At 65.9% G+C, this 20,468-nt stretch carries 18 protein-coding genes, 1 tRNA gene and 1 pseudogene; 12 read left to right on the forward strand and 8 right to left on the reverse strand.

The annotated features are described in order from the left end of the window. Positions 1-142: 142 nt before the first annotated feature. The 3 genes from BMI01S_RS14110 to BMI01S_RS14120 all read left to right on the forward strand — a co-directional run bounded on the left by BMI01S_RS14110 (position 143) and on the right by BMI01S_RS14120 (position 2,041). Entirely contained in the window at positions 143-853 is a 711-nt protein-coding gene (locus tag BMI01S_RS14110) for a FadR/GntR family transcriptional regulator (protein ID WP_028211778.1), read from the forward strand. Between the two features lie 441 nt (positions 854-1,294). Continuing rightward, positions 1,295-1,609: a hypothetical protein gene (locus tag BMI01S_RS14115; protein WP_042289556.1), complete on the forward strand. Its 315-nt coding sequence runs from the start codon at positions 1,295-1,297 to the stop codon at positions 1,607-1,609. 120 nt (positions 1,610-1,729) lie between these two features. Beyond that, the gene (locus BMI01S_RS14120; protein ID WP_238327791.1) at positions 1,730-2,041 is read left to right on the forward strand and encodes a hypothetical protein; all 312 of its coding nucleotides are present in this window, start codon (positions 1,730-1,732) and stop codon (positions 2,039-2,041) included. A 209-nt stretch (positions 2,042-2,250) separates the two neighbouring features. Here BMI01S_RS14120 and BMI01S_RS14125 read toward each other — a convergent pair. The 4 genes from BMI01S_RS14125 to BMI01S_RS14140 form a co-directional block, all read right to left on the reverse strand. Then, positions 2,251-2,327: transfer RNA gene (locus BMI01S_RS14125), tRNA-Met, on the reverse strand. 114 nt (positions 2,328-2,441) lie between these two features. After that, positions 2,442-4,100: an MFS transporter gene (locus BMI01S_RS14130; RefSeq protein ID WP_028211776.1), complete on the reverse strand. Its 1,659-nt coding sequence runs from the start codon at positions 4,098-4,100 to the stop codon at positions 2,442-2,444. Positions 4,101-4,420: 320 nt separating this feature from the next. Further along, the gene (locus BMI01S_RS14135) at positions 4,421-6,067 is read right to left on the reverse strand and encodes a sensor histidine kinase (protein WP_081715979.1); all 1,647 of its coding nucleotides are present in this window, start codon (positions 6,065-6,067) and stop codon (positions 4,421-4,423) included. A gap of 12 nt (positions 6,068-6,079) precedes the next feature. Beyond that, positions 6,080-6,820 (reverse strand): response regulator transcription factor, encoded by a 741-nt coding sequence (locus BMI01S_RS14140; RefSeq protein ID WP_028211775.1) that lies wholly within the window; start codon positions 6,818-6,820, stop codon positions 6,080-6,082. 248 nt (positions 6,821-7,068) lie between these two features. On the opposite strand from BMI01S_RS14140, the gene recA reads away from it, so the two are divergent. The 8 genes from recA to BMI01S_RS14180 all read left to right on the forward strand — a co-directional run bounded on the left by recA (position 7,069) and on the right by BMI01S_RS14180 (position 15,861). Further along, positions 7,069-8,145, forward strand: a complete 1,077-nt coding sequence (gene recA, locus BMI01S_RS14145) for a recombinase RecA (protein WP_028211774.1) — start codon at positions 7,069-7,071, stop codon at positions 8,143-8,145. A gap of 74 nt (positions 8,146-8,219) precedes the next feature. Then, entirely contained in the window at positions 8,220-9,077 is an 858-nt protein-coding gene (recX, locus tag BMI01S_RS14150; RefSeq protein ID WP_238327789.1) for a recombination regulator RecX, read from the forward strand. Positions 9,078-9,208: 131 nt separating this feature from the next. Beyond that, positions 9,209-9,904, forward strand: coding sequence for a DUF2889 domain-containing protein (locus BMI01S_RS14155; protein WP_028211773.1), 696 nt, complete (start codon positions 9,209-9,211; stop codon positions 9,902-9,904). A gap of 50 nt (positions 9,905-9,954) precedes the next feature. Beyond that, entirely contained in the window at positions 9,955-11,121 is a 1,167-nt protein-coding gene (sucC, locus tag BMI01S_RS14160) for an ADP-forming succinate--CoA ligase subunit beta (RefSeq protein ID WP_028211772.1), read from the forward strand. A gap of 94 nt (positions 11,122-11,215) precedes the next feature. Continuing rightward, the gene (sucD, locus tag BMI01S_RS14165; protein WP_028211771.1) at positions 11,216-12,097 is read left to right on the forward strand and encodes a succinate--CoA ligase subunit alpha; all 882 of its coding nucleotides are present in this window, start codon (positions 11,216-11,218) and stop codon (positions 12,095-12,097) included. A gap of 186 nt (positions 12,098-12,283) precedes the next feature. Then, a complete protein-coding gene (locus BMI01S_RS14170) occupies positions 12,284-12,988 on the forward strand; it encodes a TerC family protein (protein ID WP_028211770.1) in 705 nt (234 codons plus the stop codon). A 230-nt stretch (positions 12,989-13,218) separates the two neighbouring features. Continuing rightward, positions 13,219-13,797, forward strand: a complete 579-nt coding sequence (locus tag BMI01S_RS14175) for a pilin (RefSeq protein ID WP_154671243.1) — start codon at positions 13,219-13,221, stop codon at positions 13,795-13,797. A gap of 222 nt (positions 13,798-14,019) precedes the next feature. Further along, entirely contained in the window at positions 14,020-15,861 is a 1,842-nt protein-coding gene (locus BMI01S_RS14180; RefSeq protein ID WP_028211768.1) for a PglL family O-oligosaccharyltransferase, read from the forward strand. Between the two features lie 43 nt (positions 15,862-15,904). On the opposite strand, the gene BMI01S_RS14185 is transcribed toward BMI01S_RS14180, so the two are convergent. Further along, positions 15,905-16,255: a nucleotide pyrophosphohydrolase gene (locus BMI01S_RS14185; protein ID WP_028211767.1), complete on the reverse strand. Its 351-nt coding sequence runs from the start codon at positions 16,253-16,255 to the stop codon at positions 15,905-15,907. Positions 16,256-16,283: 28 nt separating this feature from the next. Beyond that, positions 16,284-16,763: a cyclic pyranopterin monophosphate synthase MoaC gene (gene moaC, locus BMI01S_RS14190; RefSeq protein ID WP_028211766.1), complete on the reverse strand. Its 480-nt coding sequence runs from the start codon at positions 16,761-16,763 to the stop codon at positions 16,284-16,286. 140 nt (positions 16,764-16,903) lie between these two features. Between moaC and BMI01S_RS14195 the strand changes: the two genes are divergently transcribed. Further along, positions 16,904-18,754, forward strand: coding sequence for a M48 family metalloprotease (locus BMI01S_RS14195; RefSeq protein ID WP_028211765.1), 1,851 nt, complete (start codon positions 16,904-16,906; stop codon positions 18,752-18,754). A gap of 65 nt (positions 18,755-18,819) precedes the next feature. Here the strand turns inward: BMI01S_RS14195 and BMI01S_RS14200 are convergent. Further along, a pseudogene (locus tag BMI01S_RS14200) lies at positions 18,820-19,395 on the reverse strand (DUF2946 family protein); the annotation flags it as partial. Next, positions 19,388-20,458, reverse strand: coding sequence for a hydrolase (locus BMI01S_RS14205; RefSeq protein ID WP_028211764.1), 1,071 nt, complete (start codon positions 20,456-20,458; stop codon positions 19,388-19,390). The pseudogene BMI01S_RS14200 and the gene BMI01S_RS14205, both read right to left, overlap by 8 nt. Positions 20,459-20,468 lie beyond the last annotated feature (10 nt).

The raw sequence follows: 20,468 nt of genomic DNA on the forward strand, positions 1-20,468 counted from the left end.
GCGGTGTCTCCTGTGCAGGGCGGTAGGGCGGCGCGGCGCACAACGCGCGCGGCACGTGTTCAGGCGCACATACTACTGCAAAATTCGCCTTTAAGTGCTATTAATAGTATTATTTCGTGTCGATTCCCAGTATCTGGACTGGATTCGCATCGTCCGTTCCTCGAGGAGAAAGCCGATTCAACGCGATCTGCATGGCACCGTGGCCTACGAACTCGGCAGCGCAATCCTGCGTGGCGACTATCCGCCCGCGACGGTGCTGCCGCGCGAGGCCGAACTGATGGAAACCTTCGATGTGAGCCGCACGGTGCTGCGCGAGGCGCTGCGCACGCTCACTTCGAAGGGGCTCGTGGAATCGCGCCCGCGCGTGGGCACCCGGGTGCGCGCGCGTGACGCCTGGAACCTGCTGGATGCCGACGTGCTCGACTGGTACGCGCGTGTGGCACCGCCGCTGGCCTTTGCGCTCAAGCTCCAGGAAATGCGCGAGATGATCGAGCCGTTCGCGGCGGGCCTGGCCGCCAGTGCGCACGATGCCGACGCGCTTGCGTCGCTCGCCAGCGCGCATGATGCGATGGCGCAGGCGCGCAATGTAGACGAATGGGTGCGCGCGGACCTGCGCTTTCATCTTGCCGTGCTCGGCGCTTGCCGCAATGAATTGCTGGTGCCGCTCGGTACGCTGATCGAGCGGACGCTGGAAGGCCAGTTGCGCGTGAACGCGAAGCGCGCGGAAGTCTTCAACGCGGCGTTGCCGGATCACACTGCCGTGTACGAGGCGATTGCTCGTCGCGACGCGCAGGCAGCGAGCCACGCGATGGCGGCGTTGTTGCAGGTGACGCGCGAGCGCATCGAGAGTTGAGCGTTTGTGCCAGATGGGTGTGCGCGCAACGAATCGCAAACGGGCGCCGCAAGTGAGGACGTGAAACGTGTCCCTGGCCTCCGATGCGGTCCGGAAGGATTCAGGGTTTACCCCAATCAAAACCTTCCAAGGCGAGGCCGTTACCAAGTCAATCGCAATGATGTCCGGGGTTCGTTCGGAATGAAGAAGCAAACGATTGCGCAATATCTGCGGCTGTCATTCCGTTTGAGCCGATTTCCGGGGGCGATATATGGCTCTTGTGTCAGGCGCGTCGATCGAGCCTGGCTTCAGGTTTTCGCGGTGCGGCAGAGCCTGCTCGGGCAACCGCTGCTAGATGGCCTGCCTGCGCGTGATCGTGAAAGCGGCGTCCAGGTCAGATCCGTGCCCCGCAGTTATGCGCCTGGGTCGATCTCTGTATCAGCCCGTTGAGGAACGCTAGACATGTTCGACGCCGAAATTGCTGCGAGACTGCTTAACCGGTGGAATCGCAATCGCGCACAACCAGAACGCCATTCGGCGCTTGCCGTCCTGCAGGAGGGCAATCTCCACTTCAAGCAGGGAAGCGGCGACGTCCGTGCCGCCGACCCTGCCGCGGACTGGCGCCTCAGCATTGAATGGCTCACGTTCTCCGACGGCTCTCATGCCCTACGTGTCGCCGTCCCGAATGAGCAAGGCGATTGGTCGCCGTGGACCGCGACCGAGCCGATCGCAAAGCACGAAATGTGTGCATCGGCAGACAATGCCGATGTCGCTTAGCGTCCTGTTGCAGGATTTTCGTCGCAGCAAGCGGCCACGGGCTGCTCCTCTTCTTCGCAGTCGATTGGTAGTGCGTCTCACGTAGGACCACTAACTGCCGTTACAGCGACGCGATTTGGCATGAACAGACGCGATGTCATTGCCGGAAGATCGCGGCTGTGGAGTCAGGACCGCAGATTTGAAATTCGATGCTTTCGCAAAACACACAAGGAAGCGACCGTGAACATGGCGAAGACCGAGATCGAACAACTGGAGAGCGCGTTGAATGCGTTGGTGCACCGCCCGCAGCTCATCCGCTTTGACTATTGGGCGTCCAGGATAGAGGGTCTGCTGGAGCAGACTGGCCTGTCTCCACGAGATCGACAACGCCTGCACGCCCTGCGCGATTTGCTCGGTCTTGTGCCGCGTGAGTGTACCGTCGTATCGCCGTAGTGCCGGTCACGCAGTGCGCGTCGCGACCCAGGCGATACGCCGCAATCCACGCTACTCGAACGGCAAGCGGGCTGTTTGCATTGGCAAGCCGGCACGGCGACCTCATGGCGCGGAACTACGTGTGCGTGGGGTTGTGACCTGATTCGCACTTGAAGCGTCCCGAAAGACAAAAGGCCGCTGCCCTTGCGGGACAGCGGCCTTCTTACAACTGGTGGCGAATCAGGGATTCGAACCCCGGACCTGCGGATTATGATTCCGTCGCTCTAACCGACTGAGCTAATTCGCCGAAGAAGACGAATTATGGCGATACACCCGGAGGGTGTCAACCCCCTTCGCCATCTTTTTCAAACCGGCGCTTGCGGCCCGACCGGTCCCGCCTGCAAGCGCCTCCGCCAAACCATCAATCCTGCGCGTAAATATCCGAGTCCTTGGTTTCCTTCACGAACAGCATGCCGATCACGAAGGTCCCCAGTGCGATGACGATCGGATACCAGAGGCCCGAGTAGATATCGCCGCGTGCCGCCACGATCGCGAAGGCCGTCGCCGGCAGGAAGCCGCCGAACCAGCCGTTGCCGATGTGATAGGGCAGCGACATCGACGTGTAGCGGATGCGCGTCGGGAACATCTCGACCAGCATCGCCGCGATCGGCCCGTACACCATCGTCACGAAGATCACGAGGATCGTCAGCATCACCACGGTCATCGGCCAGTTGAGCTGCGACGGGTCGGCCTTGAGCGGATAACCCGCCGCCTTCAATGCAGCCGCAAGCGTCTTGTCGAACACCGCACCCGCCTCCTTCGCGCCGGGTGCACGGCCGTCGAACGTGTCGACGGTCGTGTCGCCCACCTTGATCTGCGCGAGCGTGCCCGCCGGGGCGGCCACGTTCTCGTAGTTCAGGCCGGCCTTGGAGAGCGCGCTCTTGGCGATGTCGCACGAGCTCGTGAACTTCGAGGTGCCCACCGGGTTGAACTGGAACGAGCACTCGGCCGGGTCCGCGATCACGACGATCGGCGCGCGCTGCGTGGCGGCTTCGAGCGCCGGGTTCGCGTAGTGCGTGATGGCCTTGAAGATCGGGAAGTAGGTGAGCGCCGCGATCAGGCAGCCGGCCATGATGATGGGCTTGCGGCCGATCTTGTCCGAGAGCGCGCCGAAGAACACGAAGAACGGCGTGCCGATCAGGAGCGCGAGCGCGATCAGGATGTTGGCGCTGGCGCCGTCCACCTTGAGCGTCTGCGTGAGGAAGAAGAGCGCATAGAACTGGCCCGTGTACCAGACCACGGCCTGGCCGGCCGTGACGCCGAAGAGGGCGAGCAGCACGACCTTGAGGTTCTTCCACTGGCCGAATGCTTCCGTGAGCGGGGCCTTCGAGACCTTGCCTTCGGCCTTGATGCGCTTGAACGCCGGCGATTCGTCGAGTTGCAGGCGAATCCACACCGAAACGGCGAGCAACAGGATCGATGCGACGAACGGAATGCGCCAGGCCCACGCAGCAAACTGCTCTTCGCCGGTGAAGGTGCGCACACCGAGGATCACGAGCAGCGAGAGGAACAGGCCGAGCGTGGCCGTCGTCTGGATCCACGAGGTATAGAAGCCGCGGCGGCCGGCAGGCGCGTGCTCCGCGACGTAGGTCGCGGCGCCGCCGTATTCGCCGCCGAGCGCGAGGCCCTGCAGAAGGCGCATGGCGATGAAGATCACCGGCGACGCAATGCCGATCGACGCGTAGCCAGGCAGGAAGCCCACCACGAAGGTCGAAAGGCCCATGATGACGATCGTGATGAGGAACGTGTGCTTGCGGCCCACGAGGTCGCCGAGCCGGCCGAACACGAGCGCGCCGAACGGGCGCACGGCAAAGCCGGCGGCGAAGCCGAGCAGCGTGAAGATGAAGCCGGCGGTCGGATTGACGCCGGAGAAGAAGCTCTTGCTGATGAAGGCCGCAAGCGATCCGGCCAGATAGAAGTCGTACCACTCGAACACGGTGCCGAGCGACGACGCGAAGATCACGCGTTTTTCGTCGCGGGTCATCGGCGCGTGCGAGACTTGTCCGCCAACGGTTGCCATAAATGTCTCCAGTATTTTGATATGCGTGTGGTCCGTCGGGCGGCGAAGTGCGGCACGCTGCCCGCAGCGGTCCTGCGGAGCATTATTGGAATGGAAACTTACTGGTTTCTGACGCGAGTAGGGGTTTGCTGGCAACGTGTCGGAATGGGGTTCGATCGCTCATCATCGCCTAATTACGCGGCAACTGCTCATAGTCGTGCGCCAACGTCTCCTAACATCGTCTTGCTGCGGCGGGCTGGACGCGTTGGGTAAGGGTAAGTCCCATCCCGGATTTCACAGTCGATTGGTCAGATTCGCCGCTCTGACGGCGAGCGCACGGCTCAAACCCGCCCGCGCAGCCGCAGCGTCACGCGCACGAGCGTCCCGGCGAGACGTGGCGATTCCTGATAGACATGGTCTTCGATCGCGAGCGTGCCGCCGTGCATCGTGGCGATCTCGCGCACGATCGCGAGCCCGAGCCCGCTGCCTTCGCCGTCGCGGCCGAGAATGCGGTAGAAGCGTTCGATCACGCGCTCGCGCTCGGCGGCCGGAATGCCCATGCCCGTATCTTCCACTTCGAGATGGACCACGCCCGCCGCGGGCTCGGGCCGCACGCGCACGGTGATGCGTCCGCCCGCTGGCGTGTAGCGGATCGCGTTGTCGATGAGATTCGAGAGCATCTCGCGCAACATCACGGGGTTGCCGTCCACTTCCACGCGCGTCGGCGCTTCATCGTCACCTCCGCCGTCTTCCCCGCCGTAGTCCTTTTCCGGGCCTTCGTAGCCGAGATCCATCTGCTTGGCGAGCGCCGGCTGCACCCAGTCGCGCACGGCGTGGCGCGCCACGTCCGCGACGTCGACCGGCGTGAAGATCTGCCCGGACATGCGGTTTTCCGCGCGGGCCAGCGCTAGCAGTTGCGTGACGAGCCGCGCGGCGTGCTCGGAGCTCGTCGCGATCTGCTCGAGCGAGCGGTGCACTTCGGCCGGCGCGTCCTGGCGCAAGGCAAGCTCGGCCTGGGTGCGCAGGCCCGCGAGCGGCGTCTTCATCTGATGCGCGGCGTCGGCGATGAAGCGCTTTTGCAGCTCCATGTTCTGTTCGAGCCGCGTGAGCAGATCGTTGAACGAGGTGACGAGCGGCTCGATCTCGGGCGGCGCGCGGCGCGCTTCGAGCGGCGAGAGGTCGTCGGGGCGGCGCATGCGGATGTTCGATTGCAGCGCGTGCAACGGCGCGAGACCGCGCGAGAGGCCGAACCACACCAGCAGGATCGCGAGCGGCAAGATCACGAACTGCGGCAGGATCACGCCCTTGATGATGTCGTTGGCGAGCTGGCGGCGCTTGTCGAGCGTCTCCGCGACCTGCACGAGCACGGGCTGATCTTGCGGACCGGCGGCGGCGAGGTGCCCCGGATCGACGGTCGTATAGGCGACGCGGATATCGATGCCGTGCAGCGTGTCGTCGCGGAACTCGACCACGCCCGGCGGCGGGCGGTCGTCGTCGTGCGGCAGCGGCATGTCCCGGTCGCCGCCCACCAGTTCGCCGCGCGTTCCGAGCACCTGGTAGTACACGCTGTCGACGTTGTCGGCGCGCAGGAAATCGCGCGTGGAGGCGGGCAATGTCAGCTCGGCCACGCCGTTCACGGGCTGGATCTGGCGGGCGAGCACATAGGCGTCGGTTTCGAGCGCACGGTCGAAGGGCCCGTTGGCGATGGATTTCGCGACGAGATACGTGACCGCGATGCTCATCGGCCAGAGCAGCAGCAGTGGCGCGAGCATCCAGTCGAGAATTTCGCCGAAGAGCGAGCGCGGGCGTGCCTCGGCGGCGGCTTCGGCTTCGTCGGGCGGGGCGAACGGATTGGCGTAGCGGGCGTCGCGTGCGTCGTCGTCGAGGGCGTCCGCGGCGGATGCGGACGCGCCCGACGGGTTCTCCGCGGCGACGCCTCGCGCGCCTTTGGGCGACGCGCCGCGCACGATGGAGGGACGCCCGGCCATCGTCGCTCCCGCTTACTTGAAGTAGTGGCTGGCGGGCATCGCCGGCGGGGCGCCGGGGGCGCCGGCCTGCGCGTCCTTCGATTCCTTCGCCTCCTTTTCGAGGCAATAGCCGAGCCCGCGCACGGTCACGATGCGCACGCCGCCCGCTTCGAGTTTCTTGCGCAGCCGGTGCACGTAGACTTCGATCGCGTTGTTGCTGACCTCTTCGCCCCACTCGCACAGGTGATCGACGAGCTGTTCCTTCGAGACCAGCCGCCCTAGCCGCTGCAGCAGCACTTCGAGCACGCCCAGCTCGCGCGCCGACAGGTCGAGCACCTGGTCGTTGATGCGCGCAATGCGCCCCACCTGGTCGAACGAGAGCGCGCCGTGACGCACCACGGTCGGGCCGCCGCCCGCGCCGCGCCGCGTGAGCGCGCGCACGCGCGCTTCGAGCTCGTTGAGCGCGAACGGCTTGGCCATGTAGTCATCGGCGCCGAGGTCGAGGCCTTTCACGCGCTCGTCCACGCTGTCGGCGGCCGTGAGGATCAGCACGGGCAGGTTGGAATTGCGCGCGCGCAAGCGGCGCAGCACTTCGAGGCCCGGCATTTTGGGCAGGCCGAGATCGAGGATCAAAAGGTCGAACGACTGCATCGACAGCGCCGTATCGGCGTCTACGCCGTTACGCACGTGATCGACGGCATAGCCCGATTGGCGGAGTGATCTCACGAGTCCGTCCGCGAGTATGCTGTCGTCTTCGGCAATGAGGATTCGCATGTTGCGCCAGCGTCGACTTCGAGGCCTTGAGCCTCGTAGCGCCCGCGCCGCGCCGCGTCCTTGAAGGCGCGGCCACGCGACGCGCGGCGGTCTCCGAAAATCGAGGTTCTGGTTAGCCGTAAAGACTTGCCAAAACCACTGTTTTTTTATACAGTGTCTGCGTTCGTGTGCATTAGCCCGAATGAGGCGTGCGCAATGAGGTGTGCACATGGTCACGAGACGCCGTTCATCATAGCAAAGGACGATTCATGGAAGATAGCAAGAAAGGCTCGGCTGGACTGACTGCTGAAAAGAGCAAGGCGCTGGCCGCCGCGCTCGCGCAGATCGAAAAGCAGTTCGGCAAGGGGTCGATCATGCGACTCGGCGACGGCGAGGCGGTCGAGGACATCCAGGTAGTCTCCACCGGCTCGCTCGGCCTCGACATCGCGCTCGGCGTGGGCGGCCTGCCGCGCGGCCGGGTGGTCGAGATCTACGGTCCGGAATCGTCGGGCAAGACCACGCTCACGCTCCAGGTGATCGCCGAACTGCAGAAGCTCGGCGGCACGGCAGCGTTCATCGACGCGGAACACGCGCTCGACGTGCAGTACGCCGCCAAGCTCGGCGTGAACGTGCCGGAACTGCTCATCTCGCAGCCGGACACGGGCGAGCAGGCGCTCGAAATCACCGACGCGCTCGTGCGCTCGGGCTCGATCGACATGATCGTGATCGACTCGGTCGCGGCGCTCGTGCCGAAGGCCGAAATCGAAGGTGAAATGGGCGACTCGCTGCCGGGTCTGCAGGCGCGTCTGATGTCGCAGGCACTGCGCAAGCTCACCGGCACGATCAAGAAGACGAACTGCATGGTGATCTTCATCAACCAGATCCGCATGAAGATCGGTGTGATGTTCGGCAACCCGGAAACCACCACGGGCGGCAACGCGCTCAAGTTCTACGCGTCGGTGCGTCTGGACATTCGCCGTATCGGCTCGATCAAGAAGAACGACGAGGTGATCGGTAGCGAAACGCGCGTGAAGGTCGTGAAGAACAAGGTCTCGCCGCCGTTCCGCGAAGCCGTGTTCGACATCCTCTATGGCGAAGGCATCTCGCGTCAGGGCGAAATCATCGACCTCGGCGTGCAGGCCAAGATCGTCGACAAGGCGGGTGCGTGGTACAGCTATAGCGGCGAGCGCATCGGCCAGGGCAAGGACAACGCGCGCGAATTCCTGCGCGAGAATCCGGACATTGCTCGCGAGATCGAAAACCGCATCCGTGAATCGCTCGGCGTCAACACGATGCCGGTCGGCGCCAATGATGGCGGCGAAGTCGAGATCGCCGACGAAGAATAAGCCCTCGTCACTAAGGCAAGCCGATGCGCAAGGGCGGGTCCGCTTCGATGCCGCCGTCTCGGGCGGCGTCCACGATGTCTTCCGAGCAGGCGAACTTGCGCACGGATTTGTCCGCGAGTTTGCCTGCGGATTCGCTGCGCGACCCACGCATGCGCTCTTCGAGCCGCGATGCCCAGGCGGGCGATCGCGGCTTTGCGCATTCTGGCGGGGACTATTCTTCGCCGGCCGGTATCGGTGACGATGGCGGCGCGGTTTTCGAAGTGCCGTTCGAGGCGTTCTTCGGCGCGCAAGGTGAGGCTTCGCCGAACGCGAGGTCCGAACCGTCATCCAAAGCGGCGTCCGGCTCGCGATCCCGGCGGGCACCGATGGACGAGCCAGACGAGGCCACCACACCCCAAGCAGACACCTACGAGCGCAGCTCGACCACGCGCGCTGCACGAGCGGGCGCGCGCGACAAATCGCCCGCGGAAAAGCAGCGTCCCGAGCGCTCGCTCAAAGGCCGCGCGCTCGGCTATCTTTCGCGCCGCGAATACAGCCGTGCCGAACTCTCGCGCAAGCTCATGCCGTACACCGACGACGCCGACGCGCTCGAGGCGCTGCTCGATTCGCTCGAACGCGAGGGCTGGCTCTCCGATGCCCGCTTTGCCGAAAGCGTCGTGCACCGGCGCGCGGCGCGCGTGGGGGCAGGACGCATCGTCAGCGAACTGAAGCGCCACGCCGTGGGCGACGCGCTCATCGAAGAGGTGAGCACGCAGTTGCGCGAGACCGAACTCGTGCGCGCCCGCGCCGTCTGGCAGAAGAAGTATGGTCAGTTGCCCGAAACGCCGGCTGAGCGCGCGCGCCAGGCGCGTTTTCTCGCGGCGCGCGGCTTCTCGATGTCGATCATCGGCAAGATCCTCAAGGGTCTCGAGGAAGACTGCTCCGGCAATTGAGCCGGTCGTCCCGAAAACCGGCGCGCGCAAACCCGCGCCGGGCCTGTGAGCCGGCCCTGTGTATCCGCGGCTGTCCCAAATACCCGGTATGTTAAAATCGCGAGGTTTTCCCATCCGGTCTTAGCTTTAGCATGCCGCTTTCCCCGCCCGTGCCCCGCCAGTTGCGCCATCAGCGCGCCATCCGGGCGGTTGCCTATGAGCGCGAAGACGGCCTGTGGGACATCGACGCGTGCCTGACCGACCACAAGCCACGCGACGTGCCGCTCGCCGCCGGTGTCCGGCCCAACGGTTTGCCGATCCATGAACTCTGGCTGCGCATTACGATCGATCGCAAGCTCAATGTCGTCGACGCCCAGGCGTCGTCCGACTGGGTGCCTTATGACGGTCAGTGCCAGAACGCTAACCCCGCCTATCGGGCCCTCATCGGGCTCAATCTCCTCCAGAACTTCCGCCGCGAAGCGGGCCGGCTCGTCGCCGGCACGGCTGGCTGCACGCATCTCACAGAAATGTTGGGCGTACTGCCGACCGTCGCGATCCAGGCGTTCGTCGGAGAGGTGTGGGACACATCGAATGGCTCGCCGGGCGAAGAGCCCGGACCGGAACTCGGCAAGACCGCCGGAGGCAACGAGGCCGCCGGCGAGAAGCCGCCTTTCCAGCTTGGCCGCTGCCACGCGCTGCGGTTGGACTCAGAGGCGGTGAAGCAGTTTTATCCGCGCTGGTATGGCCATGTGCCGCGTTCCATAGAGCGCGGCGCGGACGCCGCCGGCGTGCGCGACGACAGCAGCCCGGGCCGAGAGGGCAGGGCCGGCGACGTCACGCATGAATAACAACAGCGGAATCGAAGTTCACTCCAACTCTCAGACTGAAGGAATCACGCATGAAGATTCACGAGTACCAGGGTAAGGAAATCCTGCGGAAATTCGGAGTCGCGGTCCCGCGCGGCATCCCGGTGTTTTCGGTGGATGACGCGGTCAAGGCCGCTGAAGAGCTGGGCGGTCCGGTTTGGGTCGTCAAGGCACAGATCCACGCGGGTGGCCGCGGCAAGGGCGGCGGCGTGAAGGTTGCCAAGTCGCTCGAGCAGGTGCGCGAGTACGCGAACCAGATCCTCGGCATGCAGCTCGTCACGCACCAGACCGGTCCGGAAGGCCAGAAGGTCAACCGCCTGCTGATCGAAGAAGGCGCCGACATCAAGCAAGAACTGTATGTCAGCCTCGTCGTCGATCGCGTGTCGCAAAAGGTCGTTCTGATGGGTTCGAGCGAAGGCGGCATGGACATCGAAGAAGTCGCCGAAAAGCACCCGGAACTGATCCACAAGGTCATCGTCGAGCCGTCGACGGGTCTGCTCGACGCGCAGGCCGACGACCTCGCCGCGAAGATCGGCGTGCCCGCGGCTTCGATTCCGCAAGCGCGCGACATCCTGAAGGGTCTGTACAAGGCGTTCTGGGAAACCGATGCGTCGCTGGCCGAAATCAACCCGCTGAACGTCTCCAGCAACGGCACCGTGACGGCGCTCGACGCGAAGTTCAACTTCGATTCGAACGCGCTTGCACGCCACCCCGAAATCGTGGCTTACCGCGATCTGGACGAAGAAGATCCGGCTGAAATCGAAGCCTCGAAGTTCGACCTCGCTTACATCTCGCTCGACGGCAACATCGGCTGTCTCGTGAACGGCGCAGGCCTCGCGATGGCGACGATGGACACCATCAAGCTGTTCGGCGGCGAGCCGGCCAACTTCCTCGACGTCGGCGGCGGTGCCACGACCGAGAAGGTGACCGAAGCGTTCAAGCTCATGCTCAAGAACCCGGGCCTGAAGGCGATCCTCGTGAACATCTTCGGCGGCATCATGCGCTGCGACGTGATCGCGGAAGGCGTGATCGCCGGTTCGAAGGCCGTGAACCTGAACGTGCCGCTCGTCGTGCGCATGAAGGGCACGAACGAGGACCTCGGCAAGAAGATGCTGGCCGAATCGGGCCTGCCGATCATCTCGGCAGACAGCATGGAAGAGGCCGCGCAGAAGGTCGTCGCGGCTGCCGAAGGCAAGTAATTTTCACCGGATACGAATGGCGTAGTGTTCGGCGCGAACTCCGCATCCGTGCGGGCGACGCGACGAATTGCGCCAAACGAACAGAGGTCAATACATGTCGATTCTGATCAACAAAGACACCAAGGTCATCACGCAGGGCATCACCGGCAAGACCGGTCAGTTCCACACCCGCGCCTGCCGTGAGTACGCCAACGGCCGCGAAGCGTTCGTCGCGGGCGTGAACCCGAAGAAGGCCGGCGAGGACTTCGAGGGCATTCCCATCTACGCGAACGTGCGTGAAGCGAAGGAAGCCACCGGCGCGACCGTTTCGGTCATCTACGTGCCGCCCGCAGGCGCAGCCGCTGCGATCTGGGAAGCCGTCGAGGCCGACCTCGATCTCGCAATCTGCATCACGGAAGGCATTCCCGTGCGCGACATGATCGAGGTCAAGGACCGTATGCGCCGCGAAGGCCGCAAGACGCTGCTGCTCGGCCCGAACTGCCCCGGCACGATCACGCCGGACGAGCTGAAGATCGGCATCATGCCGGGTCACATCCACCGCAAGGGCCGCATCGGTGTCGTGTCGCGCTCGGGCACGCTGACGTATGAAGCCGTGGCCCAGCTCACCGCGCTCGGCCTCGGCCAGTCGTCGGCAGTCGGTATCGGCGGCGACCCGATCAACGGTCTGAAGCACATCGACGTCATGAAGATGTTCAACGACGATCCGGATACGGACGCCGTGATCATGATCGGCGAGATCGGCGGTCCGGACGAAGCGAACGCCGCTTACTGGATCAAGGACAACATGAAGAAGCCGGTGGTCGGCTTCATCGCGGGCGTCACGGCGCCTCCGGGCAAGCGCATGGGCCACGCCGGCGCGCTGATCTCGGGCGGTGCGGACACGGCCGACGCGAAGCTGGAAATCATGGACGGCTGCGGCATCAAGGTGACGCGCAACCCGTCGGAAATGGGCCGTCTGCTGAAGTCGGTGCTGTAAATCCAGATTCGCGGGCGCTCGCGCGTCATGAATGCGCGAGCAGCCAGCGATTTTTGATATCCTTGCGGAATCCTTTCACGAGGTTTCCGGACAAAAGCGAGGGAGCCAGTCATGGCTTCCTCGCTTTTTTATTTGGCTCGCCGCGTGAACCGCCAATCCTGAGTCACTTCTGAGTCTCCCGTTTTCATGTTCGAGTTTTTCGCGTCGCTCCACTGGGGCGCAGTCATCCAGATCATCGTCATCGACATCCTGCTCGGCGGCGACAACGCCGTGGTGATCGCGCTCGCCTGCCGCGACCTGCCTTCGCAGCAGCGCTTGCGCGGCATCCTCTGGGGCACCGCGGGCGCAATCGCGCTGCGTGTCGTGCTGATCGCCTTCGCGGTGATGCTGCTCAACGTGCCGTTCCTGAAGTTCACGGGCGGACTGCTGCTGCTGTGGATCGGCGTGCGGCTGCTTGCGCCCAGTCATATCGAGCACGCCAATGTGAAGCCCGCCGACAAGCTGATCGGGGCGATCAAGACGATCATCGTCGCCGACGCGGTGATGAGCCTCGACAACGTGGTGGCGATTGCGGGCGCAGCCGAAGCCGCCGATCCTCGCCATCGCATCGCGCTCGTGATCTTCGGGCTGCTGGTGAGCATTCCGCTCATTGTGTGGGGCAGCCAGCTCGTGCTGAAGCTGCTCGACCGCTATCCCGTGATCGTGACGTTCGGCGCGGCGCTGCTCGGCTGGATCGCGGGTGGGCTCATCGTCAACGATCCCGCCGGCGACCGCTGGCCGCTGCTCGATACGCCGGTGGCGGAGTACGGCATGTGCGTGGCGGGGGCGGTGTTCGTCGTCGGGCTCGGCTCCTGGCTCAGGCGCCGCAACGCGCGGCGCGCACAAACTTAAGGGCATTCAATCGCACTGGGGCGCAGTCGCCCGCGCTGTCGCTGCATCCAGGCCACTGGTCCTGTTCGTTTGGCCTCGGCCATCCGGTCGACTGCCCGATGAGCGTGGCCGTCGATACGATCAAGACGCCTGACCACGACTGTGGCCGGGCGTTTCTTGTTTCAGGAGCCCTGAAGATGATCGTATCCGTACCTGCCTTGACCCGCTTGGCACGTAGCGACGCGCACGCCATGAGCGCGCGCGATGGCCCCTTCGCGCGTTTTGCGAGACTGGCGTGCCTCGCTTCGCGCTGGACCGCGCGCGGTTTCACGCTGATCGAACTGATGATCGTGCTTGCGATCGTCGGCGTGATCGCCGCCTACGCGATTCCCGCGTACCAGGACTACCTTGCGCGCAGCCGCGTGGGCGAGGGCCTTTCGCTCGCGGCTTCGGCGCGGCTCGCCGTGGCGGAGAACGCCGCGAGCGGCAACGAATTTAGCGCGGGCTATGCGGTGCCCCCCGCGACGCGCAACGTGGATTCCCTGCACATCGACGACACGACCGGGCAGATCACGGTCGCGTTCACATCGCGCGTGGCGCCCGCGGGCAGCAACACGATCGTGCTCGTGCCCTCGGTGCCCGACAACACCGATCAGCCCACCGCGCGCGTCGCGCTCGCGAAGGGCAGCGCGCAGGGCGGCACGCTCACGTGGGAGTGCTTCGCAGCCGGCAAGACGGCTTCGTCGCTGGGGCCGCCCGGCTCGGGCCCATCGCCCGTGAACGCCGCAACGCTGGCCGGCAATCTCGCGCCGCCGGACTGTCGCGCGTAGGCCTCGCGCTTCGATGCTCTGGCAACGATGGGCCCGCTGCGCGTGAAGCATGCGCAGCGGACACGTCGCTGGCGCGAGCCGGCAATGTCACTGTTCGCGCAGTTCATGCGGGTGCGACCGGGCAGCAGCCGCGCATGCTGAGCCGGCAGTACCGGGCCGCACCCGCACAGCGGGGGAAAAGTTTTGTATAGTGCCCCGTTGCTGACGCCTGCCGCCTAGTCCATGCCTTCCAAATTTGCGCGTTACCTTACGTTCGTCTTGCTGGCCCTCGCGTTGACGCTGCCTTATGCCGTCGTCAACCACACCTATCCGATTCCCACGTTCTATGCGGAATTCGTTGCGCTGACACTTTATGTGCTGGTCGCCGCAGCGACGCTGATGCTCGTTCGCCCGGCGCGCTCGGGCGGCGGTTTCGCGTCGCCCACGGTTGCGCTGGTGCCGCTTTTCTTCGGCCTGCTGCTGATCGTCCAGACCTTCGCGCTGCCGCTCGCCGAGCCGTCGATGAACTGGCTGGGCGCGGGCTACCTGCTCGCCGCCTTTCTGGCGACGCACGCGGGTTACACCATCTCTCGCGCGCGCCTCATGCAGTCGGCGCTCGTGTGGGGCGCGTTCGCGTTGCAGATCGGGGGGCTCTTCGCCGTGTTCAGCCAGGTGATCCAGCTCTTTCACCTGGAAACGAAAGTCACGCCGCTCGTGGTCGCGTACAACATCACGGTCGATCGGCGGCCGTTCGGCAACATGGCGCAGGCCAATCACCTCGCGTCGTATATCGCTTTCGCCATGGCCGGCGCGATGTACCTCGTGCAGACGCGCCGCCTGAACCCCTTGCTCTGGGGCGTGCTGACCGCGATCTATTCGGGCGGCCTCGCGCTCACGGTGTCGCGCGGGCCGTGGCTGCAGATGGGGGTGATCTTCGTCGCGGGGCTGTGGATCGCGCTGACGGGCTGCCGCACTGAAGCGGGCGAGGGGCGCGGCGCGAGTGCCGACGGACTCGCGTCCGCGGCGCTCTCGGGCCGCAAGGCGGCCGGCTTGCGCGCCTGGCTCATTCCGGTCCTGCTGTTGGTGCTCTTCTTCGGCATGAATGCGTTCGTGCGGTGGGCCAACATTCGCTACAACCTCGACCTGGCCCAGTCGGCCGCCGAACGCATGAAGGACGCCAGCCAGATCGCGCCACGACTCGCGCTGTGGCGCTACGGCTGGACGATGTTCAAGTCGCATCCTGTGCTAGGCGTCGGCTGGGGCGATTTCCCGGTGCATCAATTCGAGCTCGTGCGCTCGCTGGGCGGCGTCGAGATCGCCAACAACGCGCACGACATCTTCCTCGACCTGCTAGCCAAGACCGGCCTCGTGGGGCTCGGCATCGTCGTGATCGGGCTCGTCACCTGGTTCGTGCGGGCGCTGCGCGTGCCGCATACCGCCGAGCGCGTGTTCGGCTTCATGCTGATCGGCGTGCTCGTCATGCACGCGCTCGTCGAATATCCGCAGCAGTACATGTTCTTCCTGCTGCCCGCGATGTTCGTGTTCGGCCTGCTGGAGACGAAGCCGCTCTCCGTCGTGCCGCCGCACGTGGCGCTCGGCGTGTATGCGGTGGTCGTGTTCGGCGCCATCGCGGCGCTGTACCCGGTGCTGCGCGACTACAACCGCGCGGAGGTGCTGTACTACGGCCAGCATCCGGCGCGCGATTATGGCGCCGATCCGTCGCGTCTGTTCGGCGCCTGGGGCGACTACGGCATGGCTACGCTGTTGCCGATGAACGCCGCGAGTCTTTCGAGCAAGCTCTACGCGCACCAGCGTGCCATTGCGCTGCTGCCCGGCGAGACAGTGCTGCGCCGCTATGCGGTCTTGCAGGCGCTGGATGGCGACACGGTGGGTGCATTCGATACGGTGGAGCGCCTGCGCATTTTCGCCACCGAGTTGCACGACTGGCCGACGCAGCTTGCTTCGCTCTACGGACTGCTCGACGAGCAGGACACGCTCAAGGACTTCAAGGCGCAACTGGTGAAGAAGTACGGCGTTCCGCCGAAAGCGGCCGAGCCCGACGACGAGGACGATTCGGAGGACTGAGTCTCGCGGCCTGTCTACAAAGCGGCGGTGCGGCTTGCCGCGATCAAAGCTCGGAGTATTTCGCGGCGCTGCCCTTCGCTTTCTCGACCGGATAGCGCCGCGCGTTCAGCGCGAGCTTCTCTGCCGCCGCATCGACGAGACTGAATCCCGCCGTGTTGGCGACCAGCATGAGATAGATGAACACATCGGCGCACTCGTGCCGGAGGTTCTTCAATTGCTCGGGGTCGGCGAGCAAGGCTTCGATCTCGGCATCGTTCTTCCACTGCACGGTTTCCAGCAGCTCGCCGGCCTCGATGCTCGTAGAGACGATCAGATTGCGCAGCGTGTGAAACTGCTTCCAGTCGCGCGCGTCGCGGAAGGCCAGCACCTGCTCGAGCAGCTCGTCGATCGTCATAGCCCTATCCTCGATGGAGCCCGTGGGCTCAACGCTCAGCCACCCAATCCCCCGACTTCCCGCCGTGCTTCTCCAGCACGCGCACATCGGTGATCGTCATGCCGCGGTCCACGGCCTTGCACATGTCGTAGACCGTCAGCAGACCGACCTGCACGGCGGTCAGCGCTTCCATCTCCACGCCTGTGCGGCCGAGCGTCTCCACCTGCGCGGTGCAGTGCACGCCCGGCAGCGCTTCGTCGAGCGTGAAGTCCACCTTCACGCGCGTGATCGCGAGCGGGTGGCAAAGCGGAATCAGGTCCGACGTGCGCTTCGCGCCCTGGATCGCCGCGATGCGCGCGACGCCGATCACGTCGCCTTTCTTTGCGTGGCCGTCGCGGATCAGCGCGAAGGTCTCCGGCAGCATGCGAATCGTGCCGCTCGCTAGCGCGATGCGCTTCGTCTCGGCCTTGCCGCCGACGTCGACCATGTGGGCGTCGCCGGCTGCGTCAAAATGCGTGAGTTCGGGCATGGTGGGTTCTTCCTCGAGGGGTGCCTATCTTATCAGCGCGGCGTGCGGCGGCAGGCGGGCTACAATCGACCGGTCGGCGCAGGCGGCGCGCACCGGATTCGCCGCCGCGCCCGTGCCCGCGTTCTCCGATCCTGTCATCAATGCGTCTGAAACGGCTGCTTGCTGCGTGGTTGTGCGCGTCGCTCGCGGTTCACCCGCAAGCGTACGCGCAGGCGTCGAATGGCGCCGTGCTCAGTCTCGGCTCGGGCCCGGCTGCGACCGCCGGCGCGACCTCGACAACGGCAGCGCCAGCAACGGCCCACAAGTCCGTCACCGCCGCATCGGGCCATGCGCCGGACGCATCCACTGCGCCCGTTACCGCGGCGCCCGCGCTCGTCAACGGCCCGCTCGACGACTCGGCGGACCCCGTGGTCCCCGCCTCGATCGCGCAGGGCGTGTTCGGCACCTATGGCGGCGCGCAGAGCCGCTTCGCGGCCCAGAGCCAGTCCGGTCCGCTTTACCCGGGCAGCAATGCCAGTGTGCGCGCCCCCACCTGGGTGCCGCAACTGCCCGACCTCGGCGATGGCTCCGGCGGCGCGCTCACGCCGCAGGCCGAGCGCCGCATCGGCGAGCGCGTGATGCGCGAAATTCGGCGCGACCCCGACTATATCGGCGACTGGCTCGTGCTCGATTATCTCGACTCGGTCGCCGCGCGCCTCGCGGCCGCGGCGAGCGCACAGTTTATCGGCGGCTATCGGCCCGACTTCGAGATCTTCGCGATCCGCGATGGCCAGATCAACGCGTTTTCGCTGCCCGGCGGGTTTATCGGCGTCAACACGGGCCTGATCGTCGCCACGCAAACGGAATCCGAACTCGCCTCCGTGATCGGTCACGAGATGGGCCACGTGTTGCAGCGGCACATCGCGCGCATGCTTTCGCAAAACGTGCGCACCGGCCTCGCTGCGCTCGCGGGCGTACTGTTCGGCATTCTCGCGGGCGTGCTCGCGCACAGCGGCGACCTCGGCAGCGCGATTGCACTGGGCAGCCAGGCCTACGCGGTGGATACCCAGTTGCGCTTCTCGCGCGCCGCCGAGCATGAAGCCGATCGCGTGGGTTTCAAGCTGCTGACGGGCGCGGGCTACGACTCATGGGGCATGGTGGCGTTTTTCGAACGGCTCGAGCGCGACTCGATGGGCGACACAGGCGTGCCGGCGTACGCGCGCACGCATCCGCTCACCGGCGAGCGCATCGCCGACATGCAGGACCGCGCCCGCCGCGCCGACTACCGTCAGCCGCACCAGGCGCCCGAGTATGGCTTCGTGCGCGCACGCGTGCGCGTGCTTCAGAACCGCACGCGTGGCGACTACATCGACGAGGTTTCGCGTCTGCGTTCGGAGCTCGAAGACCGCACGGCGCTCAACGTCGCCGCGAACTGGTATGGCATTGCGTACGCGCAGATGCTGCTCGAGCGCTACGCAGACGCCACGGCCTCGCTCGCGAACTCGCGCGCCGCGTTCGCGCAGTTCGAGGCCGCGGATGGCGGCAAGACACGAAACTCGCCGAGTCTCGATGTGCTCGCCATCGAGATTGCGCGGCGCTCGGGCCGCACCGACGACGCCGTGCGGCTAGGTGAGGCCGCGCACAAGGCTTGGCCCGCTTCGCACGCGGCCACCGATTCGCTGATGCAGGCGCTGCTTTCGGCGCACCGGTTCAAGGATGCGCAGGCGCTCGCGCGCAGCGAGACGGAAGCCGAGCCGCAGCAAGGCGCGTGGTGGCTTTATCTCGCGCAGGCGAGCGCGGGGCTCGGCGACACGCTTACGCAACATCGCGCGATGGCGGAAAAGCTCGCGCTAGACGGCGCGTGGCCCTCGGCCATACGCCAGCTCAAGGAGGCGCGCGACATGAAATCGGTGGGCTACTACGACCTGTCGACCATCGATGCGCGCCTGCACGACTTCGAAGCGCGCTACAAGCAGGAGCGCGAGGACGCGAAGGACGAGGGCCGCGGCTGAGGCGCCTGGCCTTCGCGCTCGGGCGACGGGTCGTCGGCGTGCGCGGCGCCTTGCGCTTCGCGTTCCGCGAGCGCCGGGCTCGGCACGAAGGCAAAGCGCGCGGACACGTCGGCGCGCTTGATCGGCTGCAGCGGCAGCGCCGCGTCGGCGCGCCAGTGGAACGTGCCGCTGTGGGCGTCGTCGGCGAGCGTCGCGTGGTCGGAGAACAGATCCAGGTCGTGATCGTGCAGCAACGCGGCGCGCGGCGGCGTGCCGCCATCGGCGAAGATCACGCTGCCCGCTTCGTCGAGATAGGCGGCCACAGGCTCGAACGGCTGGCCGGCCTGGTCGGTGAGCGTCAGCGCGCCCTCGCCACCGTCGTGGCCTGCCGCGAGACGGGCGATCCACGGCGTGTATTCGAGTTCGACGTACACGCGCTGCGGCCCGTTCTGGAAGTACCACTGCCCCTGTTCATCGCGCTCGTAGTTGCGGTTGATGAAGCCGAGCAGGGCTTCGTGACGGATCGCGGTGCCGGGCGCGTTCTGCGCCTGGGCGGCCTCGTCGCGCATGCGCCAGTTGCCGCGCGCGTCGAGCAGCAGCCAGCCCGTGCAATGCGGGACGTTGGGCCAGCGCGCGAGCGCCTGTTTGACGATGTCATCCATGAGAGACGAAAGACGAGAGATAAGCGAACACGCGCTGCGCGAGCCAGTCGCTGCGGCCGGGGAACGGGCCCGTCATGAAGCCGACGTGGCCGCCGTGTTCGGGCTGGTCGAGCTCGACTGCGGCGCTCACTTCGTGGCGCGCGGGCAGCACGCGATCGGGCAGGAACGGATCGTTGCGCGCGTTCAGAACGAGCGTGGGGACGACGATCTCGCCGAGCTTCGGACGGATCGTCGCCTGGGTGTAGTAGTCGTGGGTGTTGCGAAAGCCGTGCAGGGGCGCGGTCACGACGTTGTCGAATTCGTACATCGTGCGGCTGGCTAGCACGCGCTGCGCGTCGAAGAGGCCGGGGTACTGTTCGAGCTTCTGGAGCGCCTTGACCTTCAGCGTCTTCAGGAAGCTGCGCGTGTAGACCATGCCGAAGCCTTGCGCGAGCATCTCGCCGCCCGCGTGCACGTCGAGCGGCGCCGAGATCGCTGCGGCGGCCGCGACGATCGCGGCATCTTCGCGGCGCTGCGCGAGCCAGTGCAGGAGCACGTTGCCGCCGAGCGACACCCCCGCGACGACGAGCGGCCCCGCGTGGCGGGCGGCGAAGCGGCGCAGGACCCAGTCGGCCTCGTCGGAATCGGCGAGATGGTAAAAGCGCGGCAGCAGATTCAACGGCCCGCTGCAACTGCGAAAGTGCGGAATCGCCGCGTGCCAGCCGCGCGCGTGCGCGGCCGCGGCGAGCGCGCGCGCGTAGTGCGAGCCCGAGCCGCCTTCCAGGCCGTGGAACAGGATGAAAAGCGGTGCGTCGTGTGAACCCGGGCCGGTCCTTTTGCCGTCAACCCAGTCAACGTCGATGAAATCGCCATCGGGCGTGTCCCAGCGCTCGCGACGGTAGGCGGGCGCGGGCAGGCGCGAGAAGAGCGCCGGCACGATGGTCTGGATATGTGCGCCGGGCAGCCAGAAGGGCGCACGGTAGCGGGAGTCGTAGCTGGCGCCGAGCACGGCAGCCTGGGCCTCGAGCGCGGCGGCGACGCGGGCTGCCTCGCTGGGCTTGCTGGTGTCGTCGGTCGTGCTCATGACTGCCCCC

This window comes from Paraburkholderia mimosarum LMG 23256 = NBRC 106338, from assembly GCF_000739815.1.
Classification (GTDB): domain Bacteria; phylum Pseudomonadota; class Gammaproteobacteria; order Burkholderiales; family Burkholderiaceae; genus Paraburkholderia; species Paraburkholderia mimosarum.